Source organism: Collinsella sp. AF28-5AC (assembly GCF_003457875.1).
Classification (GTDB): Bacteria; Actinomycetota; Coriobacteriia; order Coriobacteriales; family Coriobacteriaceae; genus Collinsella.
Map to the genome: position 1 here is coordinate 164,533 of NZ_QRTA01000003.1, position 26,693 is coordinate 191,225.

Genomic DNA, 26,693 nt, shown 5'->3' on the forward strand with positions numbered 1-26,693 from the left:
TATGCCCGAGGCGACGCATGCCACACACAACAAGCGTGGGTGATTAAGTCGGCCTTAAGCACCCTTGTGCCCGTTCGGGCGCGGATGTGGGCCACGCACGCACGCGATGATCGCCGACGCCGGCAAACGATATACTCTAGTTCCAGAAGAGACCATCCCGTCGAAAGCGAAATCCGTGAAGTCCCTCACCTCTTTTGCAAAGCGCTCAGCCCAGCTTGCCGCCGGCTTTGTCTGCGCTATCGCCCTTGCCGCTGGCGTGCCCACCGTCGCCGGCGCCCAAGTGCTCACGACCGACAATGTTTGCGGCAAAACCGCCGATGCGCGCGGCATCACGGCCGAAAACCTGCCCGATATCGATGCGACCAATGCCCTCGTCATGGGCAAAGACGGCACCGTCTACTATGCCCGTGGCGCCGATGAGCAGGTCAAGATCGCCTCGATCACCAAGGTCATGACCGCGATCCTAACCGTCGAGAATTGCAAGATGGACGAGAAGGTCACGGTAAGCAACGCCGCAGCCACCGTGGGTAATTCGACCGCCGGCTTGCTCGAAGGCGACGAGCTTACCGTGGAGCAGGCACTGCGCGGCCTGATGATTCCCTCGGGCAACGACGCCGCCATCGTGCTCGCCGAATATGTGGGCAAGAAGATCGACCCTAAGACCAAAGACGCCGAGGCCACATTTGTGAAGGCCATGAACGAGCGCGCTAAGAAGCTCGGCTGCACCGGTACGCTTTTTGAAAACCCGCATGGTCTGGACTTTGATGAGTGGGCTGGCGATATGCACTCAACCGCACATGACGTAGCGCTAATGATGCAGAAGGCCATGAAAAACGACACGATCCGCGAGGTCGTAGCGAGCGAGGATTCTTGGATCGAGGTCACGGGCGCCGACGGCACCGACCATTCGCACTCCATGGACACGCATAACTATTTGCTGGGCCAAGATGGCAACATCGGTGGCAAGACCGGCACCACCGACGATGCAGGCTATTGCTTTACGAGTGCCTACAACCGCGATGGCGACGAGATCTACACCGTCGTTTTGAACTCCACCACCACCGACCAGCGCTTTACCGATACCGCAACCCTTGCCAATTGGTACTACGGTCACAAGGTGACGGTCGCGATCGCCAACACGCAGGAAAAGACCGCCAACGGCAACCCGCTTATGGCGCGCATTGGCCAAACCGACTGGACGGATAAGACGATCGACGCCACACTCGCCGATCCTACGGCGCAAGCGACCGTGTTTTCCCTTGCCGGCGAGGTGACCGAAAAGGTTAGCTACGACGATCTTTCGGGCACGGTGCATGTGGGCGACAAGGTGGGCAGCGTTACGCTCAAGCAGGACGACACCAAGATCGCCGTCATGGACCTAGTTGCCGACGAGGAAGGTGCAGGGCCGAATCCCATTGAATGGCTCCTTGTGAAGCTCGATCGCTTGGGCCGCCGCATCGACAACCGGCCACTCACGGCAGAGAGCGAGACCGTAGCCAAGGCACCCGAGGTGTAGGGTCGAAGAACAATACGCTCGCTGAAAGGAGGTGTCCGAAAGGACGCCTCCTTTTTTGAGGGTTCGAATCCCCAGCTAACGTGGTTCAACTAAAAAAGGGCCCCTTTCGGAACCCTTCTTTAAAGTCTTACTGGCGGAGAGCTGGGGATTCGAACCCCAGATGCCCTTTTGGGGCATACTCGCTTAGCAGGCGAGCACCTTCGGCCTCTCGGTCAGCTCTCCGTAACAGCCGTTCTATAGTAACCAAACAGCCAAGGATGGGCAAGAGGAAATTTTCTAATTGCCTAGCATCCTTTCCCCCTTGGAGGCTTCGCCTACCCCAGCGAGCGGTTGAGGGAGCCGAGCTCGTCGTTGCCCATGGTGCGCCACATTTGGAAGATGCAACCGCGTGCCAGGAAAAAGAAGCCGCTGTCGACCAGTTGCACAGCGGCATCTGCCAGCTGATTCGTCACGGCGGACACTGGCGGCAGCTCGAGTCCAGCCTTGCGGATGGTCTCGACCGCTTCCTCGAACGTCGGAGGCTCGCTGACGCCCATCTCGTTCATAAGGCCCTGCATTTCTTCCAGCGCGCTGCTGCCCGACTCCTCGCCGCGCGGCACCAGACGGTAACAAGCCAGCGCAAGGTCGAGCTGATCGCAATTCCAATAGGCAAACGCCAGGCGATAGAACAGGTAGCCGATTGCAGAACGATCGCTGGCAATACGTAGGCCGTGGCGCGCCACCTCGATAATCTCGTCGAAGCGCTCCAGACGCGCAAGCACGTTGATGAGCGCAAAGTGCGATTGCATGGACGAGCGCGCCAGATCGTAAAGATGGCGCACCTCGGGCAGTGCTCGTTCAAAGTCCTCTTGCTCGACGTAAAAGCTGCAGATCTCGTGCTGGGCAAAGTACAGCGCATCGGGCGCACGAAGGATTCGCACAGAGCGGTCTTCTTCCAACACCGGTAGCACCATGCGCACCAGCTGGTTATCGCAAAACTGCGTTTGAACCGGACCTGTCGCTAAAAGCTCGGCGACGGCGCACTTAGCCTCCAACTCCTCGACAAGACGAGAAAAGCCTTCAAAAGCACCTGTACGGTCGACTTTTGCCTGCTCGCGCAATTCAACAACACGGGCCACGTATGGGTCGTCGTCCTCTTCCATGACCTCCAACTCGTCAGCCGTATCGGCAAGCAGCAAATCGCGCAGCGCCGGCGGAAGCGTGCGATGGTCATCACGCGGACGAGCATGAACCTCCGCAGGCTCAATCGTCTCCGGAGCGGTTGACTCATACGCCTCAAGCACACGCTTGCACGGCATATCGTCCATGTCCATGCTCTCAAGATCCTTGGCAACAGGCACGCAATCGGCCAGATAGGCCGCGCGCCCAAAGAAATACGTTGCAACAACGCGCTCGCCCTGCTCACTGTCGGGAGCAGCAATCTGCACATAGCAGCGCGTGATGCAGGTGCCCGCGGCAAAACACGCTGCCGCAAGCGTGAGTGCCACGCGCGCATCGTGCTCCGCGGCCCAGATCGCGCGCGTGTCCTCGTCCAGCTCGCGCCAGGCGTCATCTTGAGCGTCGTATTCACGTTGCGGCATGGCATCAACGACAGACTGCCCAAACCGAACGAGCATAATCCCCTCGGCAACGTTTACTCGATAGGTATAGTCGAGCCGCGTGACCACGTTGAGCGCCTCAACGATTCGCGCAAAACGGGTGCGCACGTCCCACTCGCCGCCCGGCTGGCAAGCCACCGTACCCGGTTTGCCCCACGGGTTATCGCTCGAGGCCGTATCGAGCAGTCGGGGAACATCGTTGGTCGTCTTGGCGATATGCCACGCATCAAAGAGCGCGCAGCCCTCAAGGCTCGGCGAGGATGCCGCAGGGGCCAATCCGGCCCCGATGCGCTCGAGGATGCCGGAGAGGCGGTTGAGACGGCACTCGATGGCAAGCAGCATGTCAATCTCGTCCTGGTCCAGCAAGCTACGATCAAAATTGAGATAAAACAGCTTTGACCGGTCGATGCGCGCCAGGCTCATTTCGGACTTGGCGGCAATGGTGCGCAGACGGGGCAAGTCAATTTCGCTCATAAGGGTGGCGGCATAGCGCTCGATACCGCTCGGATTCTCGGCATGGCCAACGCGGTAAAGCAGCGTCTCGATAGCATCGGGGAGCGGTGACGTGTTAAAGCCCAAAAACACCTCGACCGGCTCGGGCAACTTTACGAGCTTGATCTTGTCGACAACGTTTTGCATGTCCGCATCGAGACCGTCGACGCCCGCCGTGTTCGCAATAGCGCTTTCGGAGTTGGCAAATATCACGTAGCGCAGGAACATCGACGCCATGAACTCGCCGTAAGGAAGGGAGCGGGCCGAATTCCATGTCTCGTGATCGGACTGCTCGCGCATGGGGCCTTCGGGAGAGCCGATGACTCGCGCCCGGGAGCGCATCGTCCCATCGGTACCCCTGACTGCAATCTCACCGATGTTGGAATCGGACTCGTCAAGAATCAGCTGCATGTCGGGATCGTCGGGCAGCGATACTTCGTTAACGGGACGGTCCACCTTATAGGCCTCACCCGAAACGCTCACGTAGCCCAAAAGCGACACATGGCTTTTGCCGACAAATTCGACGACATAGCATGATTCATGCGGGTCCTCGCCAAAGAGTTTCCAGACCACGCCATATGAGCGCCCCGCAGGCTGCTCGGGCATCGCCGGAAAGCGCTTCTTGGGATCGAGAAACCTGAGCTTGTATGTCGGACGCTCTGCCACGAAGTATCACCCTGATCGGTCGCTTGAAGAAGGAGTGGTCGCGAAAAAGTCGCGACATCTACTCGGAATCTTACACGAGTCGACAGGAAATAGTCCGCTTTACGCCCGCGCCTCGACCGAGGTTCGAATCCATGCGGTGCTTACGTAAAAGAAAAGCCCCCGTTGCCGGGAGCTTCAATCTCAAATGGTGCGGCGTATAGGATTCGAACCTATGACGTTCTGATTCGTAGTCAGACCCTCTATCCAGCTGAGGTAACGCCGCGACTTGTTGATTATTATGCACATCGACTGAATAAAGGTCAAGCATTTTTCGAAAAAAGTTATTGAATTTGATTTTTACTCATTTTGACCACTTGATGCGATCTTCGACGCATCGCGATATAAGAAAAGCCTCCGTTACCGGAGGCTTTAAAATTCAATTGGTGCGGCGTATAGGATTCCGCGCATCCGCTGCGCGGATCCGCACCGGCTTCGCCCGCCTGCCGGCGGACTCGCCCGCTCGCTAAAAACGCTCCGCGTTTTCTTGACGCTCGCGCCTCGAACGAGGTTCGAATCTCCGCAATGCCCCCGTAAAGGAAAAGCCCCCGTTGCCGGAGGCTTAAAACTCAGTTGGTGCGGCGTATAGGATTCGAACCTATGACGTTCTGATTCGTAGTCAGACCCTCTATCCAGCTGAGGTAACGCCGCAACGCACGGATTATTATGCACGTGACCCCTCGATGGGTCAAGCGACAATTTGGAAAATTTTTACGAAGTGATGATTAAGACGCCCGCGCCTCGGCCGAGGTTCGAATCCATGCAGTGCCGACGTAAAAGAAAAGCCCCCGTTGCCGGAGGCTTTAAGTTCGATTGGTGCGGCGTATAGGATTCGAACCTATGACGTTCTGATTCGTAGTCAGACCCTCTATCCAGCTGAGGTAACGCCGCAGCGCAAGACATATAAAACCACTTTAGCTTATTGGAGTCAAGCACAATCTCAAACTTTTTTGTGGAACGCAGTTTTGTCACGCTGCTCCGCATATACCGCCGTTCCCCGTACGATCGATTGGCTTTTCGATCACGTCGAACTTAGCATCAAGTTCCCTCAGGAGCGATCTCACCCGCTGGGCACAATCATAATCGGCAAACGAGATGCTCAGCATGCGCGCGACCTGGTTGGAAGTCCCAACTCCATAGAAGTGCTCCAGCGCCACAAGTCCCTCGTGCGTCACAAAGGTCTCGACCACATGCGGCGACTCCTCAAAGCACCATTGGGTCAACGGACCCTCACTCGTCTGCCGAAGCACCAGGCCACCCATGCCAGACGGCTCACACGTTACAAGCAGGTACTCCCCGCCTTCGTCGCTCTCAAACAAAACCACCCGATCATCAAACAGCTCCATCGCGTCCCCTTTCTCTCGCTCTTATTTAGCAAAAGCATAGCAGGTAGATGGCTGTATACAGAACAGTTGTTCGTGTGTTTTCTATTGAGCTGTCCGCACGGCATGGTATGGACCTACGCACGAAATAGGGCGCCCCCGAAGGAGCGCCCTTGCATATCCCCTATGCAGGCAAGTTACGCGACCGGCTCGATCTTCTCGAGGCCGCCCATGTAAGGACGCAGAACCTCGGGAATCGTGATGGTGCCGTCGGCGTTCTGGTAGTTCTCCAGAATGGCGGCCATGGTGCGGCCGGCCGGCAGGCCGGAACCATTGAGGGTGTGCAGGTAGCGCGAACCCTTGAAGTTCTCGGGGTCGCGATACTTGATGTTGGCGCGGCGAGCCTGGAAGTCACCGCAGTTGGAGCAGGAGCTGATCTCCTTGTAGGCGTTGTAGCTCGGCAGCCAAACCTCGACGTCGTAGGTCTGACGGGCAGAGAAGCCCAAGTCGCCGGTGCACAGGCTAATCACGCGATACGGAAGGCCCAGCTGCTGCAGCAGGTACTCGGCCTCGGCGGTCATGCTCTCGAGCTCCTCGTCGGACTCCTCCGGCTTAGCGAACTTGACCATCTCGACCTTGTCGAACTCGTGCTGACGGATGATGCCGCGGGTGTCGCGACCGGCGGAACCGGCCTCCTCGCGGAAGCAGGGGGTGAAGGCGGTGTAGCGGCGCGGCAGGGTGTCGGCATCGAGGACCTCGCCGGCGTGCAGGTTGGTAAGCACGACCTCGGCGGTGGGGATCAGGAAGTTGTCGCCCGAGACGTGATAGGCGTCGTCCTCGAACTTGGGCAGCTGGCCCGTGCCAAACATGGTCTGACGCTTGACGACGATAGGCGGCCACCACTCCTTGAAGCCACGGCTGGTGTGCGTATCGAGGAAGAAGTTGATGAGGGCACGCTCCAGGCGGGCACCGGCGCCACCGAGAACGGTGAAACGGCTGCCGGAGAGCTTGTTGCCGCGCTCGAAGTCAAGAATGTCGAGGTCGGTGCCCAGATCCCAGTGCGGCTTAAAGTCGAAGTCGAACTCGCGCGGGGTGCCCCAGCGGCGACGCTCGATGTTCTCGTCCTCGTCCTTGCCGTACGGCGTGGCCTCGCAAGGAATGTTGGGCAGGTGAGCCATGAAGTCGTACTGCTCCTGCTCGAGGGCAGTACGACGCTCGGCCAGACCGTCAATCTTCTCGTTGACGGCGCGCACGGCCTCCTTGGCGGCCTCGGCCTCGTCCTTCTTGCCCTCCTTCATCAGGGCGCCGATCTTCTTGGACTCGGCATTGCGCGTAGCCTGGAGCTCCTCGACCTCGGTGATGACGGCACGGCGCTCGTCGTCGAGCTCAAAGAACTTCTCACGATCCCAAGACGTCTGGCGATTAGCCATGGCGACATCGATGGCATCGGGGTTCTCGCGAACAAACTTGATATCAAGCATTAGATCCTCCGGCGATATACATTCCATTTAGGTTGCAACCTTGTACATGTATGGGCAAGTATATACTTATGAGCGTTTACGGCCCAACTCAACTACGCAAGAAGGCACCCAATGGACGCAGTTTTTTCCTTTTTGTTTGGCACCCGCACCGGTTTTGCCATCCTTTTCGCCGGCGGCATCCTGTTATTTGCGATTCTTGCCTTTGTAATGGAGAAGCGCACCCATAAGATGTACGTCGACCGCGGGCCCAAGTCCGAGGATGAGGAAGACAGCTTCTGGGACTAACCTGCCAAAAAGGGACAGGTTTATTTTGGTCGGTTTTATCTGGGCAAATGCAAGCGCCCCGCAGCTGGAATTGAGCCAGTTGCGGGGCGCTTTTCGTACATGCGACAAAACCGCAGGAAAAACCTGCCAAAATATACCTGTCTTTTTTGGTCGGTTTTATTGGAGAGTTGCGTCAATTGCCTTGACCAGGGCGCTGCGCATGCCGGCGTCCTCGAGTGCAACGACGCCCTTGATGGTGGCACCACCGGGCGAGCATACGGCATCCTTCATCGCCGCAGGATGCTGGCCAGTTGCAAGCTGCAGCTTTGCCGTACCCAGCACCATCTGGCTCACAATGCGATAGGCATCGGCGCGCGGGATACCGTGCTTGACCGCCGCATCGCCCAGGGCCTCGATTGCCATGGCGACAAATGCCGGAGCGCAACCACCCACCGTGCCGCCCACAAACAGCAGACTCGTATCGAGCTCGACCACCGCACCGAGTTTGCCAAGCAGATCAAGCACCACTGCGCTCTGCTCATCACTAAGCGTGGAAGCCTTCTCGCAAGCGATGACGCCCTCGCCCACCGAAACCGGTGTGTTGGGCACCGTCGAGATATGCGCGACGCCCGGCAGGACCTGCTCCCACTTGGCACTGTCCCAGGTCCAGGCAACCGACAGAACGACCTTTTTGGCAAGAGCATCCTTGAGCGGGGCGAATACCTTCTCGATCATGTACGGTTTGACCGCAGCAACCACGATATCGGATGCGGCGACAACCTCGGCGGCATCGTGGCAGGCGACCATGCCGCGCGCCTCGCAGCGCTCAACCAGTGCGTCGTAGCGACCCGCGCAGGCGCACATGTCGCTCGCAGCTACACCGGCAGCGATCCAGCCATCGGCCATAGCGCTCGCCATATTGCCAAAACCGACAAATCCAATCTTCATATCTCATAGTCCTTTCAGACACATTCCTCAAAACGAAAGGTATTGTCCCACGCCATTGTTTCGTATTGCCGACCTATTTGTGATACGGCTCGCCACGGCTGATCTTGGAGGCACGGTAAATCTGCTCTAGCAGCACCACACGCGCCAAGTTATGCGGCAAGGTAATGCGTCCAAAGCTGAGCATCTCGTCGGCGCGGGCGCGCACGTCATCGCTCACGCCGTCCGATCCGCCGATTACAAAGGCGATGTCGCTGTTACCACGCAGCATAAGATCATCGAGCCGCGCCGAAAACTCCTCGCTCGAGCGCTCTTTGCCCTCAATGGCCAGCAGGATCACATGCGCCCGAGACGGCAATGCAGCAAGAATTGCCGCCCCCTCCTTGTCGCGCGCGGCATCCACGCCGCCCGCCTTAGCCGGGTCGATATCGGCCACCTCGCGGATATCAACCTTGGCATAGGCACCTAGGCGCTTGGTGTACTCAGCGCACGCGTCCTTCCAAAAGCGCTCCTTGAGCTTACCGACGCAAACGACGGTGTATTTCACGCGCGTCTACTCCTTCGAATCGTTTTGAACTTTGCCGGCGGTCAGCATCTGCTCGAACATCGAGGCCGACTGCGAAAAGTCGCTCGGCAGCACGACCGTCGAGGTTTTACCCGTGCGAGCGAACTCCGTCATCATCTCGGACCACTGCGTAAACATGAACAGTTGGTTGGCCTCGTCATTGCCGACACCCGTCTCTTGGATGATCTCGAGCGAATCTTTGATACCCAGCGCGATGGCCTTGCGCTGGTTGGCGATGCCCTCGCCCGCCTTTTCCATTGCCTCGGCCTCGGCGGTCGCCTCGGTGACGCGCTTGATGCGGTCGGCCTCGGCGAGCTCCTGCGCAGCAGCGCGCTTGCGCTGGGCGGCGTTGATGTCGTTCATGGAGTTCTCGACCTCGGTCGGCAGCGCGATCTTGGTGATGAGCGTCGACACGAGGGTGAAGCCGTAGGCGGCCATCTGCTCGGAAACGGTAGCGTTGACATCCTTGGCGATGTCATCCTTCTTGGCAAAGACCTCATCGAGCGTATAGACGGGGATGGAAGAGCGCAGGGCATCGGTGATGAAATCACGCATCTGGTCGACGGGTTCCTGCAGCATGTAGTAGCTCTTGTAGATGCCCGAATCTGCCGGGCCGGCGCCCATGTCATAGCTCACGTGGTACTGAGCAGAGACCTCAAGGCCGATGGTCACGTTGTCCTGGGTCTTAACGTCGATGCCAAAACCGTTTTTCATGGTGCGCAGACTCACCGTGGCGGCCTTGCGGTCGATCACGGGCACCTTCATGTGGAAGCCCGCGTTGACGATGCGGTTAAACTTGCCCAAACGCTCGATGATCACGGCATGCTGCTGTTCAACGACATAGCAGGCGTTGGGGAGCAGCAGCAACAAAATGATGATGGGAAGTAGAAGGCTCGTAAGAGCAGCGATAATACCGGACAACAGCATGGTCTCTCCTCTGATAGGCACACGTTGGCACTAGGATACCCGCACAAAGCAGCCACGTGACACCAACAGGAGGCCCATAACAAAAAAGCCCCCATTGCTGGGAGCTCTTTCAATCAATGGTGCGGGCGAAAGGACGTCCGCGTATCCGCTTCGCGGATCCGCACCGGCTTCGCCCGCCTGCCGGCGTCCTCGCCAGCTCGCTAAAAACGCTCCGCGTTTTCTTTACGCTCGCTCCTTCGCAGGTTCAAGTCCCCGCGATGGGCCCATAACAAAAAAGCCCCCATTGCTGGGAGCTCTTTCATTTAATGGTGCGGGCGAAAGGACTTGAACCTTCATGGGGTTGCCCCCATACGGACCTGAACCGTACGCGTCTGCCAATTCCGCCACGCCCGCGTGCAGGAATTAGAATAACGGAGCGCCATCGCGAACGCAAGAACTATTTTTGAAAAAGTTTGCAGGCATTTTCCCAAGCTGCTCGCGCGATTGCCTCAGCATCCTCGCCGGTACGATCGACACGGTCGTTGACCAGCGTGTTTGCCGTGATAGAAATCATTGCCGGCTCGCACTCAAGACCACGAATGGGCTCCGGCGCCATATAGGGACAATCCGTCTCGAACAAAATGCGATCGAGCGGGGTCGCCGCAAATGCCTCGCGCACGTCGTCGTTGCGCTTAAAGGTGGCCGCGCCGCCATAGGCGATATAGCAGCCCAAACCCACAAAGCGCTCCATCGTGGCTCGATCCTCGCCAAAGCAGTGCAGCACGCAACCGGCCTGAGGCACACCTACCTCGCGCAGCACGTTGTACGCATCCACGTGCGAGGTGCGCTCCCCATCCGAGTCCTCGTGCCGCAGGTGCAGCTCCACCGGCACATTGCGGCGCACGGCAACTTCGAGCTGACGTGCCATGCAATCAATCTGCACGCTATGGGGCGCCGGCGCGATGTCGTCATCGTAATCCATGTGGTAGTCCAGGCCGATCTCGCCGATACCGGCGCACAAAGGATTATCGAGCGCGGCAACGACCTGCGCGTGAATGTCGTCGGTATAATCCGGCGCGCCATAGGGATGAACGCCAGCGAGATACTTGATCTGCGGAATATCCCGCATCGGTAGAATTTCGCGCACCAGCCAGTCGCTATAGTCCGTCACGCTGCGCTTGTCGGCGATGGGGTCGAGCATCGTCACCAACAGGTCGACGCCCGCGGCTTTCGCGCGCACGAGCGTCTCGGGCACTTCTTTGCCCCAAAACGAAAGCAGATGCGCATGCGTGTCGGCAAGCGGTGCCAAGGGCACGGGGCAGGCAACCGTCTTCTTTTTCTTGGTAAACGTCACGCGTTCGGCATTAGGCGTCATGGATTAGCTCCTGGGCCAGGCGGACAAAGTCAGCAACATCGAGCGTCTCGGCGCGCGTGGTGGGTGAGATACCGCAAGCCTCAAAGGCGGCATCGAGCACGTCCTTGGCAAAGCCGTTGGCGCTCATGGAATTGCGGATGGTCTTGCGACGCTGAGCAAATGCGGCGTCAATCACGCGGGCCACAAACTCGCGATCGAGTCCTTCGGGCACCACGCCGTCAACACGGTCGATACGCACGACGGCCGAGTCCACGTGCGGTGCCGGCATAAAGCAACGCGGCGGCACCTCAAAGCGACCCGTCACCTGCGCATACAGGCCGAGCTTTGCCGTATAGCCGCCATAGGTCTTGTTGCCCGGCACTGCGGCAATGCGATCGGCAACCTCCTTTTGAACCATGACGACGGCGCGCTTGAGCGCGGGCATCGTCTGGAAGAACTGCAGGATGATCGTCGCCGCCACGTTATAGGGCAGGTTCGCGACAAATACCGTCGGCTCACCGCCCGCAACCTGCTCAATCTGCTCCGGCGTCACCCTGAGCGCGTCGCCCATGATAAAGCGGAAGTTGGCGTAGTCAGCGGCATGGGCATCGAGCACCGGCTCGAGCTCGGGGTCGGCCTCGATCGACGTGACGCACGCCGCCTCCTGCAGCAGCGCAAGCGTGAGCGTACCAACGCCCGGACCGACCTCGAGCACGCGCTCATCGCCCGCAAGCTCGGAAAGCTCGCAAATGCGCTCAATTACATGGTTGTCGATCAGGAAGTTCTGGCCCAGGCGATGCTTGGTCGCAAGGCCAAACTCCTCCAGCAGCTCCCTTGTTGCCGTGGGGTTTGCCAAAGGCGAAGTTGTCATAGTTGCCTCCTTAGCATGGTGGCGGCGTCTTGAAACAAAAGGGCATGGACCGTTGCGGCCATGCCCTTACATCTAAACAGCAAATTGCCGATATGGCGCGCGGCGGCTTAGCCCAGACGCGGGAACAGCGGCTCGCCCTTCTCGACGGGCTGACCACCGGCAAGCAAGCCCCAAGCGCAAATGCCCTTGAGGTCGTCGCTCGCGGCCTCGTCCTCGCACGACAGGCGGCGCAGGGCCTCGGCAGAAGTCTGGGGCATGAGCGGCATCAGCAGGTGAGCGGCAATGCGGATAGCCTCGAGCAGGTTGTAGATCACAAATGCCAGCTCGTCAGCCTTGGTCTCGTCCTTGGCAAGCGCCCAGGGCTCGGAGTCCTCGATGTAGTGGTTGGCGGCATGGATGAGCTCCATGACCTCGTCCTTAGCTCCACCGTAATCGAGCACGTCCATCTTGGCCATGTAGCGCTCGACCAGGCCATCGGCGATCTTTGCCAGCGGGTTTTCGAACGCATCGAACGACGCGGGCTTGGCGGGCGCGCAACCGTCAAAGTACTTGCCGCTCATGTTGAGCGAACGCGAGATAAGGTTGCCCCAGCTGTTGGCCAGGTCGGCGTTGTAGACCTGCTCCATGCGATCGAAGCTGATGGCACCGTCGGTGCCGGGGACGACGTCGGTCATGAAGTAATAGCGATAGCCCTCGACGCCCAGCATGTCGATAACGTCCTGCGGAGCGATGGCGTTGCCGCGGCTCTTGGACATCTTCTCGGCCTTGCCGGTCTCGGCATTGCGCACGGTCAGGAAGCCGTGGGCAAAGACGTGCTCGGGCAGGGCCTCACCGATGGCCATGAGCATGGCGGGCCAAATGACGCAGTGGAAGCGGATGATGTCCTTACCCACGATGTGGAACTGCGCGGGCCAACGATAGGCCAGTTCGGCACGCGCCTCGTCGGTGTCGACGCCGTAGCCGACGGCCGTCATATAGTTGAGCAGCGCATCGAACCACACGTAGGTCACGTGGCCCTCGTCAAACGGGACCTGAATGCCCCAGTCAAAGCTCGTGCGGCTCACGGAAAGGTCGTTAAGGCCGCCCTCGACAAAGCTGCGCACCTCGTTCATGCGGAACGCAGGCTCGACAAAGTCGGGGTGCTCGTCGTAAAGCTTGAGCAGCTTGTCCTGGAAGGCGGAAAGCTTAAAGAAGTAGGACTCCTCCTGCACGCGCTCAAGCGGACGGTGGCAGTCGGGGCACAGGTGCTGGCCGACGCTGCCGTACTCCTCGTCGCCCTTCTGGACCTGCGTATCGGTGAAGTAGGTCTCGTCAGGCACGCAATACCAGCCGTCGTAGCTGCCCTTATACAGGTAACCGGACTCCTTCATGCGCTCCCACAGGTACTGCACGGCATGATGCTGGCGCGGCTCGGTGGTGCGAATGAAGTCATCGTTGGAAATCTCAAGCTTGCTCCAAAGCTCCTTGAAGTGCGGAGCCTGGCTGTCGGTCCACTCCTGCGGCGTCATGCCATGCTTGGCTGCGGCCTCGGCGACCTTCTCGCCGTGCTCGTCCATGCCGGTCAGGAACTTAACGTTGTAGCCAGCGGAGCGGCGATAGCGAGCCTGAACGTCGGCGATGATGGTGGAATAAGCCGTGCCCAGGTGCGGATCGGCGTTGACGTAGTAGATGGGCGTCGTGATAAAGAACGAAGGCTTGCTTTGATCCATGGGGTTTGTCCTCCAGAAAAACGTTGCATACAGGGGATGATTCTAGCGCAAGGGCTGGATATCCTCCATCTATTGCATATCGAGCACCATGGCATAGACATCGCGCTTGCGGCGCGAATACTTCTGAGACAGGCGCTTGGCCACCGCAGAGGCGGGCTCCCCCTCCTCGAGCGCGGAGCGGATATCCTCGCACAGGGCCTCGTCGGGATCCGCTGCCGCGGCGCCAACCGGCACGATACCGGCCTCCTCATCCTCGCTCGGCGGCGCGATGACCAGCGCAATCTCGCCCTTTACCTCGCCGCGAGCACGCAGCTCCTCGGCGAGCTGGGCAGCAGGCCCGCGCAAGACCTCCTCGTGCAGCTTGGTGAGTTCGCGGCAGACGGCAACCTCACGCTGGGGAAAGACCTCCGCCACGGCCTCGAGCGTCGCCACGATGCGGTGTGGAGACTCGTAGAAGATGAGCGCGCCGGGCACTACGGCAAGGCGCTGCAAACGGCGCACGCGGTCGCCGTGCTTTCGGCCCAAAAAGCCCTCGAAGAAAAAATGCTCGCAGGGAATGCCGGACGAAACGAGCGCCGTGACGCAAGCAGAGGGCCCGGGGATAACTTCGACGGTCACATCGGCCTCACGCGCTGCCTCGACCAGCGCCTGGCCGGGGTCGGACACACTCGGCATGCCGGCGTCCGAGGCAAAGGCGAGGGTCTCCCCCGCCAGCAGGCGGTCGACCAGGCCGGCGGCGCGACTGGCGATCACATTCTCGTCGCAACGGACAAGCGGTTTGGAAATGCCCAGATGCATCAGCAGCTTTGACGTCACACGCGTGTCTTCGCAGCAAATGGCATCGGCGGCGGCAAAGGCCTCGCCAACGCGCGGGGACAGGTCGCCCAGGTTGCCGATGGGCGTGCCGACCACATAGAGTTTGCCCGTATGGGCGCTGTTTTGCGTCATATCAACCTATTCAATCATGCCGCGCTCGAGCGTACCGAGTGCCGCGCGGGCATCCCATGCCGCAATGCGCTTCTCGGTCTTCCACGTTTGGAAGAACCAACCGGCAGCCGGTGCAAACGAAGCCAGCTGGTTGGCGATAAACACGCGCTCGTAGGCATTGCGCCCCTCGGGCGTAACCGACGAGTTGGCAAAAATCGCCGCACCCGACCATTCGCCCACCAGCACGGGGAACCCAGTCGAGATCGCTTCTTTAAGCTCGCGCTTGTTACGCGAAATCGCCGTCGTCAGCCCGCGGGGGCTCGTGATGTCGAGCGCATACTCGTCGCGGTAATGGTACAGGTGAAGGTCCATGTAGACGTTCTTATACTTGGCGCCGCGCATAAAATGCTTCCATTCGTTGGGATGCCCCGACGACGAGAAGACGACGATCTTATCCTCGGGCATATACGAACGGACGAGCTCGTAGGCATCGCGATAGAAATTGCGCAGGTAGTGGGCCGGAATGCCATCCGTCATGGTAAAGAGACTCTTGCGGACGCTCATCTGCGGCGTGTCCAGCAGCTCAATGCCCAGCAGGCTCTCGGCCTCGCCGTAGCGATCGGCCAAGCGCTCGAGCACGTCGAGTGCGACATGACGGCCGTTGGTGGACGAATGCCATTCGGCAACAGCCTCCGGCGTGGTGGGCGAATCGTTGGAATCGCCCTGGCCACCGGGCACAGTTGCCAAATCGAGCAGCACGCGGATGTCGTACTTGGCGGCCCACTCAATTGCACGGTCGATGTAGTCGACAACCGAGATGTAGGACGCATCGGACTCCTGCGAGCCAAAGGCATACCAGGGCACCGGCAGACGCACGGCATTGAGACCGATCTGCGCCATGCGGCAAAAATCGTCCTCACTCACAAACGTCTCGTAATGACGGCGCATGCGCTCGTTATAGGCGGCGGTGCCCATGGCCTCCTGCAGCTCGGCCGCATTGGATGCACCGGTCGCCGCGTATAGCGACGGGGTCACCCAAGGCTCGGGAATAAACCAGCCAGAGAGATTAACGCCGAGTATCCTCTCCATCACTGCCCCCTTCGGATCGTGCAGGCTGAGCCTGCATCGTATTGCATAGGAAAAGTATCGTTTTGAGTATACCCGCGCGTGCGGACAGACGACCGAACGGTCTATAAAGTGGCGCAAAAGCGGGAGGAATGTCTGGGGCGAGCGGGCACGAGCTGGTGCGCCGAGATGTGCACGCACGTCGGAAGTAAGCGCCGGAAAGCGCATCCCATTCTTTCGCTCAATAATGGGATGCGCTTTCCGCGGGTCCGCATAAAAGAAAAGGACCCCTTTGCAGAGGTCCTAGTCAATTCAAGGTGGCGGGGAAGGGAATCGCGTCCGCGCGCTGCGCGGACGGACCGCTGCGGCGCTTGCGCGCCTTGCGAGCTACGCTGGAAAACGCTTGCGCGTTTCCTCAGCTCCACGCCCTCACGGGGTTCGATTCCGTGCATGGTCCACATAAAAGAAAAGGACCCCTTTGCAGAGGTCCTAGTCAATTCAAGGTGGCGGGGAAGGGAATCGAACCCCTGACACGAGGATTTTCAGTCCTCTGCTCTACCAACTGAGCTACCCAGCCATTTGAGGTGTGCCTTGTTTCAAGGCTTGATTAGTATAACCAAGGACGCGCTCCGGTCAACCGAGAATTTGAAAAAAGTTTTTGAGCACGGCGCCAGCCACAAGTCCAACCCTATAGAACAGCACGTTAGAGACATCAACCCGCCGCAAGAAGTTTTTCGCTCAGGGCTGCACGGGCAAACTCACTTGGCGTCATCCCTTCAGCCGCCGCCCGACGACGAATCGCCTCCTTCATCCCTAGGGGAATCTTGACCGATAGCGTTGCCGTCCCTTCGCTTGAGAGCGGAGGCCGCCCGTGCACGATCCCCCCAACGGTATGCTCGCCGTCCGGAAACCCGCCATGCTCGTACGACTCGCACCACGCGTCAATCATTTCATCCGTTACAACCTGACCATTGGCAGCCGTATACGCCTTGCTCATCATCGACCCCTCTGCCGAGCTCGCTCGATCTCTTGCCAGAATTTCTTCTGAACCGGAGACAGGGCATGAACAATGAGCCATCCACGAATTAGTTCGACCGCAACAAGTTCCACACTTCGACCATCTGGAAGCCATCCAATGGCAAGCCATCTCGGCGGCTCATCCTCCGACTCGCGGCGAATGCACTCAGTAACCGCGAACCAGGCACCAAGCACCTGCTTTTCCGTCAAGTGTTTTTTGGCGTTGGGATGGATCTCAACATCCATGCATCTTCTCCTCCATCTTACCCAATTTCGTATGACGAAAGTCCGCTGTCGCCAATTCCTACGCCGGCACTTGTTGAAGGGCGGGAGGCGTAGCGAGGATTGAAGGGCGTTCCAGTACCGCCCAGGCACCGGGACAGGAACACATGCGCCAGGGACGGACGTTTTCGTAGCACGCGAGGATGCCGCCGTTGCGGTCGATAAAGGCAATGTCGATGGGATAGGCCATAAAGCAGGTGTGAACCGAAGAGCAGCGTGGGAACGCCATGACGAGCGGCAACCCGTTGGCGGCAATCGGAGACCGTCCCAGCATGCCGCGCAGGCGCACGGCAAACGACTCCGCCACCACAAACTCGGCAGGCGTCCAACCCAGCCTGTTGAGCGCCCGCGCGTAGGCAATGTAGGATGAGGCCGCGGTCACATAACCACCCCCGGACGCCACGGATCGACTGTCACTGCGCGCTCGTGCGACAACTGCGCCGGTGCCCCCAGCGAAACGCCGGCGATGCTGAGCGAGCTCGGCCACGGCTCGTAGCGCATGGTGCAGGTATAGGTCCTAAACGTGCCGGAAAGCGAAAGCAGACCGCCATCCGATGTCGTCGCACCCTGCTCGCTCGAGACCTCGATCTGCAAGTCATAGCCTTCCATGGCATGTTGGATCTGAGCCTGAACGGTCGCGGAGGAATCGATGGAGCTGCCATCGCCCTCCCCGCTCGGCGCCACGGCATGCGCTAGCACGATATCGGGCACCACGCGGTCGAAGCGTGCGACCGCACCGGCAAAGACCATGACGTTGTACACGATAAGCGCCAGAACCAGCAGGACGGGCGTGACCACGGCCATCTCGACCGTCGCCTGGGCGCGCTCCTCGCGCAGGCGTTTGCGGATGCCCATTACGACCCACCGCCCAGGGCACCCGCCAGCGTGGCAACATCGACGGTAAGTGGGATGGAACCGCCGCCGGGCAGCGGAATCTCCGCTAGCGTGAACACCGCACCGCTGATAGTGCGCTCGACTTGATATTCCAGCGCCTCGCAAAGCGCCTTGGGGTCGGTCACGCCCAGCGGAATACTTCGTAGCTTGTCCTGCACTTTAAAAAGACCTGTGATGTCAGACCCCGGGCTCTTGATGACATTGGCGGTGTCGGTCAGCACCGGCTTTCGTAGGCGCAAGTCGCACGGCTCCAAGCCCAGCGCCGCCACGGACGCCGAAACGGTATCGCCGAGCCACGACGCAATGGAGCCCAGCGCGCCACTGTTCCCTCCCAGGTCATCGATCATCTCGTCCATGAGCTCGTCGGCCGAGCCTTGGATGTCTCCGTATCCCACAAGCAGCCGTCCCCAAACATCCATGACGTCATCGAGTACGCCGACAACGCCACCCGAACGCTCCTCCAGCGTCGAGAAAAACCGCGAGAGAACGTTGTTCTGCGCCGTCGCGTCATCGGGCGCCAGCACCGCAGCAGAGATCGCGCCGCGATCGCCAAGCCTGACTGTCGTGTTAAACGAAGAGTTGAGCTCATCGGGGCTCGAGATGGCACCCGAAACCGCAAGGGCAACCACGCCATTGCGGCCGGGCGGGGCGATACGCGGACGCTCGCCCGAAAGCGCTTTAATGGCCTCGTCAAACGCATTGCCCGCACGGTCTGCCTCGTCCTCTGTCTGGCGCATGAGCTCGAGCTCTTTGTTGCGGCATTCAACGTATTTCTCCAGGGCATTTTTGAACTCGTCGAAGTGGTACTCGAAGCCACTCTCGATAGAAGTCGTTGCAATCGCAACATAGCCCAAAGACGAGACACCAAAATGGCATTCGTCGCACGTTTCGTGACCGTCAAAAGCCGAAACAGACGCCAACCCACCGGGTGTTCCCTTTTTGTAATTAGGACAGTCTGTTCCGTAATGCAAATATGCAACATCGCCCTTAACACTTGTTGGCCAGCGTGCGTCGGTATAGAGCTCAGTCGTCCGCGCCTCATCTGGATTTCGCGGAAGGAAGGGGATATAGGCGGAAACCTTGCCGTCCTCTTCAGTTATATTTGCCCGCTCAACTTCTTCGCTCGCATAGGCGAAAAACGCCTTTCGCGCAGCAGAATCTGCTTGCTTTTCCGGACTCTCGCCAAGCGGTCTCTCATTCGCCAGGCGCTCTCGGTAATACGCCTTCGCACGATTCAGGGCAATTTGCGGTTCCCAGTCAATACTCGAGACGTAATGCTTGTTCTGCTCACCTGAGAGCTCAGTCAAACTGCCTGCGCGCTCCCACATGCATGAACAGCTACCGGCCGAAGCCGGAACCGACCCGCCGCAATCCGCAAGCCAGGCGCGTTCTTTTGCTTTCGCCGTCTCCTCTGAGGCTTTCTGCAGCTCATCTGCCGCGCGTTCCAGATCTTTCGATGTGTCTTTCATCGCATCGGTCGAGATCTCGGACCCCTCGAGCGCAACGAAATCCGACTCGGACGTCCTGGGCACGGCAAGCGCCGTACCGGTATAGGTCGCACCCTCGGTATCCTGCGCCGACACGGCCTGCGTAGCTCGCGCGGCAACCAGATACGGTAGAGCCGTCTCGATTTTCTGCAAGCCCTTGGAGGCGCTTTTGGCAAACTTGTTGCGCGTTTTAATGATCTCGACTCCCGAGTCGACCATATCGCCCGCGGCAAGCTCGGCACCCGGAATAAGGATGGCGACCAAGCCGGTGCCGATCGTGGCAAACCCCGCCAGGCCCAAACTCAAAATGCTCGCATCCACCACCGTCGCAGCCGTATGGTAGGACGACACCACATTGGCGCCTGCCAGCGCGCCGCTATCGGCAGCCACCTGGGTGTCCCCGGCACGCGACATGCTCCATATCGCCGCCGTCGACGAAAACAGCAACGTGAGCACCACCAAGATGACCACCGCAGAGGAGAGCGTGGTATAGGCACCGTCTTCGATAAACAGGTCGATCCCGGCTCGACCCATAAAGCCGCCTCGCTTGCAGCGAGCACGCGGTCGGCAACGGCCCGCAAGCCCCCTCGTCACCTTCAACAGGCAGCGCTTAATCCCATGCAGCAATCCATGAATCATAATCTCCCTCCAGCCACTCGGGACGCGATCGATACGAGACGTCGACCTTAAGCTCGACATAGCCGTTATGGCCCGTGCTACCCATAGCCTGCGCAAACGCACCGATCACGGGCAGCGGTTTAACCTCGCCGGTAACGGAAACGGACGAGACGCCGCCCGCATCGGCCCGACCAAGCTCGATATCCCACGACAGGGGCCCGCCGGCATGGAAAATCGAAACGTCGGGAACCGCGGCAAGACGGCGGCGGGCAAACTCCTTAATATCCTCGTCATCCCCCACCGTCGTCGTGGTCATGAGCCGCGCGGTCTCGGCGGCGGCAGACTCCATGACCGCGCGTGTATAGAGCAGGCACACCGGCTGCAGCGCCAACAGGACGAGCGTCAGAAACGTCGGCAGTAGGAATGCCGCCTCGACCGTAGACTGCGCCCGGTCCTCGCGCGTGACATCAATAGAGCACGATGTCCTTAGCACCCGCAGCAGCGTCGACAACCGATGTCGAGGTGACGCCGTGAGACGCCGTCCGCTCGACCAGCGCCGCCAAGCGCCCATCGGCACCGGCACGCCAAAGCCCTGCGATCGCCAGCACGATGGAAAGCAGTGCCACCGTGACGATGGCGTATTCGACCGTTGCCTGGGCAGATTCCTCACGCAGGACATCATGCATTTCACGACCCCTCCTTTGAGTTCGTTGTCTGCGGGGTCAGGCGGACCACGCGCAGACGACACGAAGTATCACCAGCATCCGCGGCAACCGTCACCATATCGACCCAGCCGCGTCCGTCACGCACGATGGCGCCCCACACGTTGCCCTTGATGTCGAGATAGCCGCTCAGAGCAAGTTGCGCCGTGGGCACCTCGCGATAGGCACGCAGCATATCCGCCGCCGCTTCGGTCATCGGTCGGCACTCGGACCATGCGAGACGAACAGCGACGGCATTGTTTGCAGATGAACCCGTTGCAGCGTCCGCTCGCTCGTCGAGTGCTTGCAAGAACGTTTGCGCCGTGACGGCGGCATTCGCATCGTCCGCGTCTCGCGCATCGTCTATTTGAGACGCCGCAGCCGAACCCGAGCCCGCATCCGCGGCAACCCCTAAACGTTGTTGCCGTGCTGCGTTAAGCCCCCAAACCGCCACTGCCACCGCCACGACCGCACAGGCGAGCACCAGCAACGCGCCGACGGGACGGGCGCCCTCTACAGGCTGTTGATGCCCTCGCTGATAGCGCTCCATAGATCTTGGACCTTGCCCTTAAATGCGACGATGGCAATGATAGCGATCACCACGAGCACACCGACCAGGATGGCGTACTCGGTGGTGCCCTGCGCGCTCTCCTCCCGCAGCAGTTCCTCGGCACGCTGGCGAGCGTGAATTGACTGGCAAAACGCCCAGCTCCAGACCTTGCCAGCAACGTCAGTCATCGTATTCATGTATTCCTCCCTACATCATCCCGCCTGCTCCCAGCAGCGGGCCCAATATGGACAGAAGCAACGCCGGCAAGATGAGCGTGCCGGTGGGAATCAGCAGCTTGACCGGCGCGCGCTCAATCTCGCGCTCGACTGCAGCGCGATGGGCCGCGCGAATCTCGCGACTTTGAGCCGCCAGCGTCTCGGCAAGCGGGGCACCGAGGGCAAGCGCCTGCCCCGCTGTAATGGCAAAGGTCTCGAGCGCCCGCACATCCAGGTCGCGCGCGGCTGCCAGAAGCTCATCCTCTCGCGTCCCTACGCCCACCCGCCATGCCATGCAGGCTCGCTCAAGGCGGAGCGCCAACGTCGATCGGCGATTGGCGCAAAAAACCTCAAGCGCCGCATCGAACGAAAGGCCGGCCGAAAGCCCCAGACGCACCACGTCGATCATCTCGGACACCTCGCCAAGCGACACCTGCGCCGTACCACCCGTGCCGAGCATGCCTTTCAACCGTGCTGCCAGGGCATCGGTCACCGATCGAGCAGCCGTAACAACCAGCAGCGCTTCGCGTTTGCAGGCCTGGACGATCTTGTGTGCGTCCGCACGCTCCAAACCCGTCACGATAAACACGCTGAACGCGCACAGGCACGCCGCGACCCCGACCAGGGCGCTCATAGCTCCACCCGCATAATGCGTCGGATGACCACCAGGGCGACGGCGTTGAGAGCAAGTCCCAGCACCACGGCACCGGCACCCGCCGGCGTTACAAGGCCGCGGCGAAAATCGGCCGAAAGCAGCACCAGCACCGCGCACATACCCGCCGGCATCGCCGAGACCATGTGTGCCGACATACGAGCCTGCGATGTCTTGACGTCCAAGCGGCGCTTGAGCTCAATGCGCTCCCCCACCATGCTCGACGCCTCGGATAACAGGTCGGCGAGCGGGGCACCGGTTCGCTGCGACACCTTGAGCGCCAAAGTGACAAGCGAAAGGCCGGGGGCATCGATACGGTCGAGTAGGTCATCCAACGCATCAGTCGCCGAGACGCCGCAGTCGATCGCCGCCGCCACGCGCAAAAACTCGGTATGCACCGGCTCTTGCGCGTGGGCCCCCACAAACCTCATGCCCTGGGCCAGTGAATGACCCGAGGCGAGCGACATGGAGAGCGCCGTAAAGGCCTCGGGCATGGCTTCTTCCACATCGTGTTGCTCGCGGCGACGGTCGAAAGTGTCGCGAGCGGCGCCTACGCCAAACGGCGCGAGCAGCCCCAGAACAAAGCCGATAGGCGACAGCGATACGACAGTCAGGACAATGCCGCAGACGCCACTCGACAGCAGCAAGCATGCCAGGCACGCCTCATCATCTTCGATGACAAGGCCAAGGCGATGTGCTGGAATCAGCAGCGCCCAGGAGCGGGCAGTCTTTTTTAGCAGGTCGTTTTCTACCAGCTCGCGCGGCAGTTTCTCGGCCACCGACTCAAGCGTATGACGGGCCAGCTCCGCCGGCGGCACGCGCGGCGCACGAGGCTCCGCCCCGCACGCCACCGCGGCAGAAAGCCCCGTCAAACCCCCTACGACGAGGGGCACAACGATCTCCACTCGTCCACCTCCTCTTGCGTGAGCGTTCCCGAGCGCAGGCCCTCTGCGATAAACGGAGGCTCGCGATCGAGCGTCCAGGCGCGCGTGGCGGCATCGAACGTCACGTAGCGCTCAAGCTCCACGCCGCCTGATGCGCCGCGTCGCACCCCCGAATAGGAGGACACGAAACGCCTGCCGTCCGCATGGCGCTCGGACATCACGATGCCGTCGAGCGCCATGGCAATCTGCTCCTCGATAAGCTCGCTCGGCAGGTCGATGCCATAGCGCGCAAGCAGCGTCAAACGCACCACGGTCTCCTGCTCGGTGCCCGCATGAAGCGTGGTGAGCGACCCATCGTGCCCGGTGTTCATGGCCTGCAGCATGTCGCAACATTCCGCACCGCGCACCTCACCCACCACGATGCGGTCGGGACGCATGCGCAGGGCGTTGGTCACCAGGTCGCGGATTGTCACCGCGCCCTCGCCCTCAATTGAAGCCTCGCGTGCCTCCAGGCGAACCACATGCGGGTGATGCGCAAACTTGAGCTCGGCGGAGTCCTCGATCGTCACGATGCGCTCGCCGGTGGATATTTCGCACGATAGCGCGTTGAGCAGCGTGGTCTTGCCCGACCCCGTGCCACCTGCAACCGCCAGATCCTGACGCAGCGATACCGCGCACGACAGCAGCTGTGCATACCAAAGCGGTAGCGACCCCAGGCCCACAAGCTCGTCCAACGAACAGATGCGGTCTGAAAACTTGCGGATGGTGAGAATTGGCCCATCGATCGCCACAGGCGGAATCACCGCGTTGACGCGATAGCCCGTCTTGAGGCGAGCGTTGACAATGGGGCTGCGCTCGTCGATGCGCCTGCCCAGCGGCGAGATGATGCGGTCGATGAGCACGCGGATTTGCTCGTCATCCTCAAACGCATGCTCGATGGGATATAAGACGCCACCGCGCTCAAAGAAAGCCGATCGGCAGCCGTTGACCATGATCTCGGTGACGGTGTCGTCCTCGATGAGCGGCTGCAGCGGGCCCAGGCCCACCACGTCGTCCAGGATCTCATCGATGATGGTCTCGCGCTCGGGCGTCGCCAGGTCGCCCGGCTCCTCCACGTTGAGCGCCGCCTCCACCGCAGGACGCAATTCCGAGCGGGCGCGCGCCGGATCGATGTATGCGCTGATACGCGCCACCTCGTCATAGCCCATGCGGTCCATCACGGCGCGCTTGGTGCGGCGCTTGACGGCACGGTGGCGCCCTGCGTCAACAGGCACTGTCGCCGCGGCCGCGCCGGCCGCCTTAATCCTTGTTTGCAAGCTCATCGCGAATCACCCTCGCGCGACCAGGGAAGACGGATGCGCGGGCGCTCGGTGCGCGTCGCGCGGTCGGTGACCATGTCACTCCAGGGACCGATGGCGCAGCCCAGCTCCACGAGCATCTCGCGCGTGGCTTCGCGCACGCTGGTGGCAAAAGCGCTGGTCTGGCCCACCGCTTCGTCAGCACGGCCGAATGCCATGAGCGCCGCCAAGTCCTGCCCGCCGTCGGCGATGCGGATCTTGGAGCTTAACGCACAGGTAATCTCAAAGCGCATGGCGGCATCCTCGTCGGCGCCGCGCGCGCCAAACCGGTTGAACACGGCGCTCATGCGCGTACGTGGCACGCCCACACGGCTCGCCAGCTCGATGACGCGTGCCGCGGACGTCGCAGACGACACCGATGGATCGCCCACGACCAGGCAGCGGTCGCTTGCCGCCACTGCGGCCGCCACGGCGTCGCCCCAAAAGACCGAGGTGTCGACAAGAACCACGTCGGATTCACGGCGCAAGACGTCTAGCAGCAGCTCCACCGGACGTGCCATGAGCTCGGCCTGTTCGGGCGCGGCGACCGGACCCCAAAGCGTAACGCCCGGGGCCACGCGCATCGAGGCGGCCACGATGTCCGACTCGGCAAGTGCGCCCGCAGCCGATGACTCGATAAGCGTCGCCATGTCGTGCGGGGTATCGGCACCCAACAGGTCGTAGAGGTTTCCAAACATCAGGTCCAAGTCGAGCACGGCGGCACGCAGGCCCAGCAGCGACGCCGCGTGCGCCATGGTGGCGACGATCGTCGACTTGCCGCAACCGCCCGAACCCGAGACGGCGCAGACAACCGGGGCTCGATGCGACGGGGCGGCGGCATCCGCCGGCGGCGTGGGGGCAGGCGGCGCCGACACGGGCGGCAACGTTCCCGTCTCCCCGGCAGCGCTCATATGCTGCGCCCAAGCCGGCATGGCAGGTTGCTCGGCCCGCGGGGCCGAGTCTGGAGACTTCACGGCCGCATCGGCACGAATATTGTCGTTCCCAGCAAGCCCCTCAACCTCGTCGAGCTCATCGACCAGGCTCACGCCATGCACGTATCCCATATCTACAGCCAGAAGCTCCTCGCCATACGGCACCGGCTCTCCGGCATCATCGTATGCAAGGGGATCCCGGGGGCACCGACCATGCTCGGCTTCCGCTTTTCCACAATCATCAACACGCGGGCCTCTTGTAGCGCGAGGCGCCCCGGGTTCCCTATCAACAAAAGCATCGGGCTCAATCGTCAGACACCGGTCGTAATCAACCGTTCCCTCGCCCGCGCGCCCGTTGCCGCATATGCTGCGCGCAGCGATAACCTCGGTCGCCCCCGCGCGAAACAGCCCCTCGATATCCGAAGGATCGAGCGTCTCTATCAGTACGACCACGCGGCTCACACGGCCCTCGGCCGTCAGGCGTGCAACAGTCTTTCGCACGTCTTCGGCATCGAACAGGGCTGCCGCGATAATCGCCGCCCCGCGACGCGACGGAAACGCCCGCGCCATGGACACCAGCCCATCCAGGTCGCCCACGCGAAGCACCTGCGCGCCCGCATCGCGACCCTCGACTTCCCGCTGCAGCAATCCGTAATCACCACACGCGCAGCATGCAAGCCAGATCGCCTTCATCACTCGTCGCCTCCGCTCTTTTTGCCGCGCACCGTGGCGGGAATCGTCAAACTGACCGTCCCCTTGCCCGAGGCCCCCAGCAATTCCTTAACGTCTTCGGGGTCGGCCGCCAGCGTCACCCATTCGATCTTGCCTTCGCGCGTGGCGCCGGCCACTTCGCTGGTATCGATCACGCGCGCGCCGCACAGCCGATCGGTCACGCCATCTTTTTGCACGTACACGTCCACATAGCTGCCCACGCCCGTGGCGCCGCCGACCGAGTGCTCGGCATCGACCGCCACCGAAACGGCGACCTTGCCTTTGGGCACCTCGAGCTTGTGGCTTTCGGCCTTGGTGTAGGCATCGCAAATCACGGCATTTTTAGGGATGCGTGAGGTCGTCACGTCGCCGCGCACCTGGCGCAACTCGGTCGCCGCATCGCGCGGCAACAGACTCGCCAGCCATTCCTGGGTTATGACATTGGTCTCGTCGAGCGTCTCGCCCGCATCGATATCGCGTGCCGCGACGCACACCTCGACGCGATCGCCGCCGTACTTGGCCAGCGTCTCGGCCTGGGCCTGCTCGGCTTGCGAGCGAATCGACGAGCTGTAGACCATGCAGAGCGCCGCGGCAAGCACGCCCGCGGCCAGACTGATGGCGATGCGCTTGCTCTTGTTCACGGCCGCTCCTCTCATGGCGGTGCCGGGTAAATGCCCGTACCACCATTGTCTGGGC

General features: G+C 60.9%; 27 protein-coding genes and 6 tRNA genes. 2 read left to right on the forward strand and 31 right to left on the reverse strand.

Going from position 1 to position 26,693, the window contains the following annotated elements; genetic code table 11:
- The first annotated feature begins 175 nt into the window (after positions 1-175).
- Entirely contained in the window at positions 176-1,516 is a 1,341-nt protein-coding gene (locus DWZ01_RS03905; RefSeq protein WP_158556993.1) for a D-alanyl-D-alanine carboxypeptidase family protein, read from the forward strand.
- Between the two features lie 131 nt (positions 1,517-1,647).
- On the opposite strand, the gene DWZ01_RS03910 is transcribed toward DWZ01_RS03905, so the two are convergent.
- The 7 genes from DWZ01_RS03910 to serS form a co-directional block, all read right to left on the reverse strand.
- Positions 1,648-1,738 (reverse strand) — tRNA-Ser (locus DWZ01_RS03910).
- A gap of 92 nt (positions 1,739-1,830) precedes the next feature.
- Positions 1,831-4,272, reverse strand: a complete 2,442-nt coding sequence (locus tag DWZ01_RS03915; RefSeq protein ID WP_117848148.1) for a lipopolysaccharide assembly protein LapB — start codon at positions 4,270-4,272, stop codon at positions 1,831-1,833.
- A 185-nt stretch (positions 4,273-4,457) separates the two neighbouring features.
- Positions 4,458-4,534: transfer RNA gene (locus DWZ01_RS03920), tRNA-Arg, on the reverse strand.
- Between the two features lie 348 nt (positions 4,535-4,882).
- Positions 4,883-4,959 (reverse strand) — tRNA-Arg (locus DWZ01_RS03925).
- Between the two features lie 163 nt (positions 4,960-5,122).
- Positions 5,123-5,199: transfer RNA gene (locus DWZ01_RS03930), tRNA-Arg, on the reverse strand.
- A 77-nt stretch (positions 5,200-5,276) separates the two neighbouring features.
- On the reverse strand, positions 5,277-5,654 hold the full coding sequence (locus DWZ01_RS03935; protein WP_117770522.1) for a hypothetical protein: 378 nt from the start codon (positions 5,652-5,654) through the stop codon (positions 5,277-5,279).
- A gap of 173 nt (positions 5,655-5,827) precedes the next feature.
- On the reverse strand, positions 5,828-7,111 hold the full coding sequence (serS, locus tag DWZ01_RS03940) for a serine--tRNA ligase (protein WP_040359108.1): 1,284 nt from the start codon (positions 7,109-7,111) through the stop codon (positions 5,828-5,830).
- Positions 7,112-7,222: 111 nt separating this feature from the next.
- Between serS and DWZ01_RS10790 the strand changes: the two genes are divergently transcribed.
- Positions 7,223-7,396 (forward strand): DUF6724 family protein, encoded by a 174-nt coding sequence (locus DWZ01_RS10790; protein WP_006235069.1) that lies wholly within the window; start codon positions 7,223-7,225, stop codon positions 7,394-7,396.
- Between the two features lie 156 nt (positions 7,397-7,552).
- Here the strand turns inward: DWZ01_RS10790 and proC are convergent, their stop codons facing one another.
- From proC to cpaB, 24 genes are all read right to left on the reverse strand, one after another.
- Complete coding sequence (gene proC / locus DWZ01_RS03945; protein WP_055285927.1) at positions 7,553-8,323, reverse strand: pyrroline-5-carboxylate reductase; 771 nt, start codon at positions 8,321-8,323, stop codon at positions 7,553-7,555.
- Positions 8,324-8,396: 73 nt separating this feature from the next.
- Positions 8,397-8,867, reverse strand: a complete 471-nt coding sequence (gene rlmH / locus DWZ01_RS03950) for a 23S rRNA (pseudouridine(1915)-N(3))-methyltransferase RlmH (RefSeq protein ID WP_117770521.1) — start codon at positions 8,865-8,867, stop codon at positions 8,397-8,399.
- 6 nt (positions 8,868-8,873) lie between these two features.
- Positions 8,874-9,812 (reverse strand): SPFH domain-containing protein, encoded by a 939-nt coding sequence (locus DWZ01_RS03955; RefSeq protein WP_117848150.1) that lies wholly within the window; start codon positions 9,810-9,812, stop codon positions 8,874-8,876.
- 306 nt (positions 9,813-10,118) lie between these two features.
- A tRNA-Leu gene (locus tag DWZ01_RS03960) sits at positions 10,119-10,205 on the reverse strand.
- 43 nt (positions 10,206-10,248) lie between these two features.
- Positions 10,249-11,166, reverse strand: a complete 918-nt coding sequence (locus DWZ01_RS03965) for a TatD family hydrolase (RefSeq protein ID WP_117848151.1) — start codon at positions 11,164-11,166, stop codon at positions 10,249-10,251.
- Positions 11,156-12,016: a 16S rRNA (adenine(1518)-N(6)/adenine(1519)-N(6))-dimethyltransferase RsmA gene (rsmA, locus tag DWZ01_RS03970; protein WP_117848153.1), complete on the reverse strand. Its 861-nt coding sequence runs from the start codon at positions 12,014-12,016 to the stop codon at positions 11,156-11,158. Before rsmA ends, DWZ01_RS03965 begins: the two co-directional genes overlap by 11 nt.
- A gap of 107 nt (positions 12,017-12,123) precedes the next feature.
- Positions 12,124-13,725, reverse strand: coding sequence for a methionine--tRNA ligase (gene metG, locus DWZ01_RS03975; RefSeq protein WP_117848154.1), 1,602 nt, complete (start codon positions 13,723-13,725; stop codon positions 12,124-12,126).
- 69 nt (positions 13,726-13,794) lie between these two features.
- Entirely contained in the window at positions 13,795-14,673 is an 879-nt protein-coding gene (gene rsmI, locus DWZ01_RS03980) for a 16S rRNA (cytidine(1402)-2'-O)-methyltransferase (RefSeq protein WP_117770516.1), read from the reverse strand.
- Positions 14,674-14,679: 6 nt separating this feature from the next.
- Entirely contained in the window at positions 14,680-15,741 is a 1,062-nt protein-coding gene (locus tag DWZ01_RS03985; protein WP_117716618.1) for a glycoside hydrolase family 5 protein, read from the reverse strand.
- Between the two features lie 480 nt (positions 15,742-16,221).
- A tRNA-Phe gene (locus DWZ01_RS03990) sits at positions 16,222-16,294 on the reverse strand.
- A 135-nt stretch (positions 16,295-16,429) separates the two neighbouring features.
- Positions 16,430-16,717 carry a ribbon-helix-helix domain-containing protein gene (locus DWZ01_RS03995; RefSeq protein ID WP_199412382.1) on the reverse strand — a complete coding sequence of 96 codons (288 nt, stop codon included), beginning with the start codon at positions 16,715-16,717 and terminating at the stop codon, positions 16,430-16,432.
- Positions 16,714-16,980, reverse strand: coding sequence for a hypothetical protein (locus DWZ01_RS04000; RefSeq protein ID WP_117770513.1), 267 nt, complete (start codon positions 16,978-16,980; stop codon positions 16,714-16,716). Before DWZ01_RS04000 ends, DWZ01_RS03995 begins: the two co-directional genes overlap by 4 nt.
- 58 nt (positions 16,981-17,038) lie before the next feature.
- Entirely contained in the window at positions 17,039-17,398 is a 360-nt protein-coding gene (locus DWZ01_RS04005) for a DUF192 domain-containing protein (protein WP_233504671.1), read from the reverse strand.
- Positions 17,395-17,871, reverse strand: coding sequence for a hypothetical protein (locus DWZ01_RS04010; protein ID WP_117770512.1), 477 nt, complete (start codon positions 17,869-17,871; stop codon positions 17,395-17,397). Before DWZ01_RS04010 ends, DWZ01_RS04005 begins: the two co-directional genes overlap by 4 nt.
- Entirely contained in the window at positions 17,871-19,931 is a 2,061-nt protein-coding gene (locus DWZ01_RS04015; protein WP_117770511.1) for a hypothetical protein, read from the reverse strand. The genes DWZ01_RS04010 and DWZ01_RS04015 overlap by 1 nt, the downstream gene beginning before the upstream one ends.
- Positions 19,932-20,007: 76 nt before the next feature.
- Positions 20,008-20,508, reverse strand: a complete 501-nt coding sequence (locus DWZ01_RS04020) for a TadE/TadG family type IV pilus assembly protein (RefSeq protein WP_233504670.1) — start codon at positions 20,506-20,508, stop codon at positions 20,008-20,010.
- Positions 20,483-20,701 (reverse strand): hypothetical protein, encoded by a 219-nt coding sequence (locus DWZ01_RS10705; protein WP_147333370.1) that lies wholly within the window; start codon positions 20,699-20,701, stop codon positions 20,483-20,485. Before DWZ01_RS10705 ends, DWZ01_RS04020 begins: the two co-directional genes overlap by 26 nt.
- Before the next feature lies 1 nt (position 20,702).
- On the reverse strand, positions 20,703-21,266 hold the full coding sequence (locus tag DWZ01_RS10620) for a hypothetical protein (protein ID WP_147332621.1): 564 nt from the start codon (positions 21,264-21,266) through the stop codon (positions 20,703-20,705).
- A complete protein-coding gene (locus tag DWZ01_RS04030; RefSeq protein WP_117770508.1) occupies positions 21,230-21,463 on the reverse strand; it encodes a Flp family type IVb pilin in 234 nt (77 codons plus the stop codon). Before DWZ01_RS04030 ends, DWZ01_RS10620 begins: the two co-directional genes overlap by 37 nt.
- A 10-nt stretch (positions 21,464-21,473) precedes the next feature.
- Positions 21,474-22,115 (reverse strand): type II secretion system F family protein, encoded by a 642-nt coding sequence (locus DWZ01_RS04035; protein ID WP_117770507.1) that lies wholly within the window; start codon positions 22,113-22,115, stop codon positions 21,474-21,476.
- Complete coding sequence (locus tag DWZ01_RS04040; protein WP_117770506.1) at positions 22,112-23,038, reverse strand: type II secretion system F family protein; 927 nt, start codon at positions 23,036-23,038, stop codon at positions 22,112-22,114. The genes DWZ01_RS04035 and DWZ01_RS04040 overlap by 4 nt, the downstream gene beginning before the upstream one ends.
- The gene (locus DWZ01_RS04045) at positions 23,011-24,339 is read right to left on the reverse strand and encodes a CpaF family protein (protein WP_117770505.1); all 1,329 of its coding nucleotides are present in this window, start codon (positions 24,337-24,339) and stop codon (positions 23,011-23,013) included. The genes DWZ01_RS04040 and DWZ01_RS04045 overlap by 28 nt, the downstream gene beginning before the upstream one ends.
- On the reverse strand, positions 24,336-25,979 hold the full coding sequence (locus DWZ01_RS04050) for a P-loop NTPase (protein WP_117770504.1): 1,644 nt from the start codon (positions 25,977-25,979) through the stop codon (positions 24,336-24,338). Before DWZ01_RS04050 ends, DWZ01_RS04045 begins: the two co-directional genes overlap by 4 nt.
- Complete coding sequence (cpaB, locus tag DWZ01_RS04055; RefSeq protein WP_233504669.1) at positions 25,979-26,638, reverse strand: Flp pilus assembly protein CpaB; 660 nt, start codon at positions 26,636-26,638, stop codon at positions 25,979-25,981. Before cpaB ends, DWZ01_RS04050 begins: the two co-directional genes overlap by 1 nt.
- Positions 26,639-26,693: the final 55 nt, after the last annotated feature.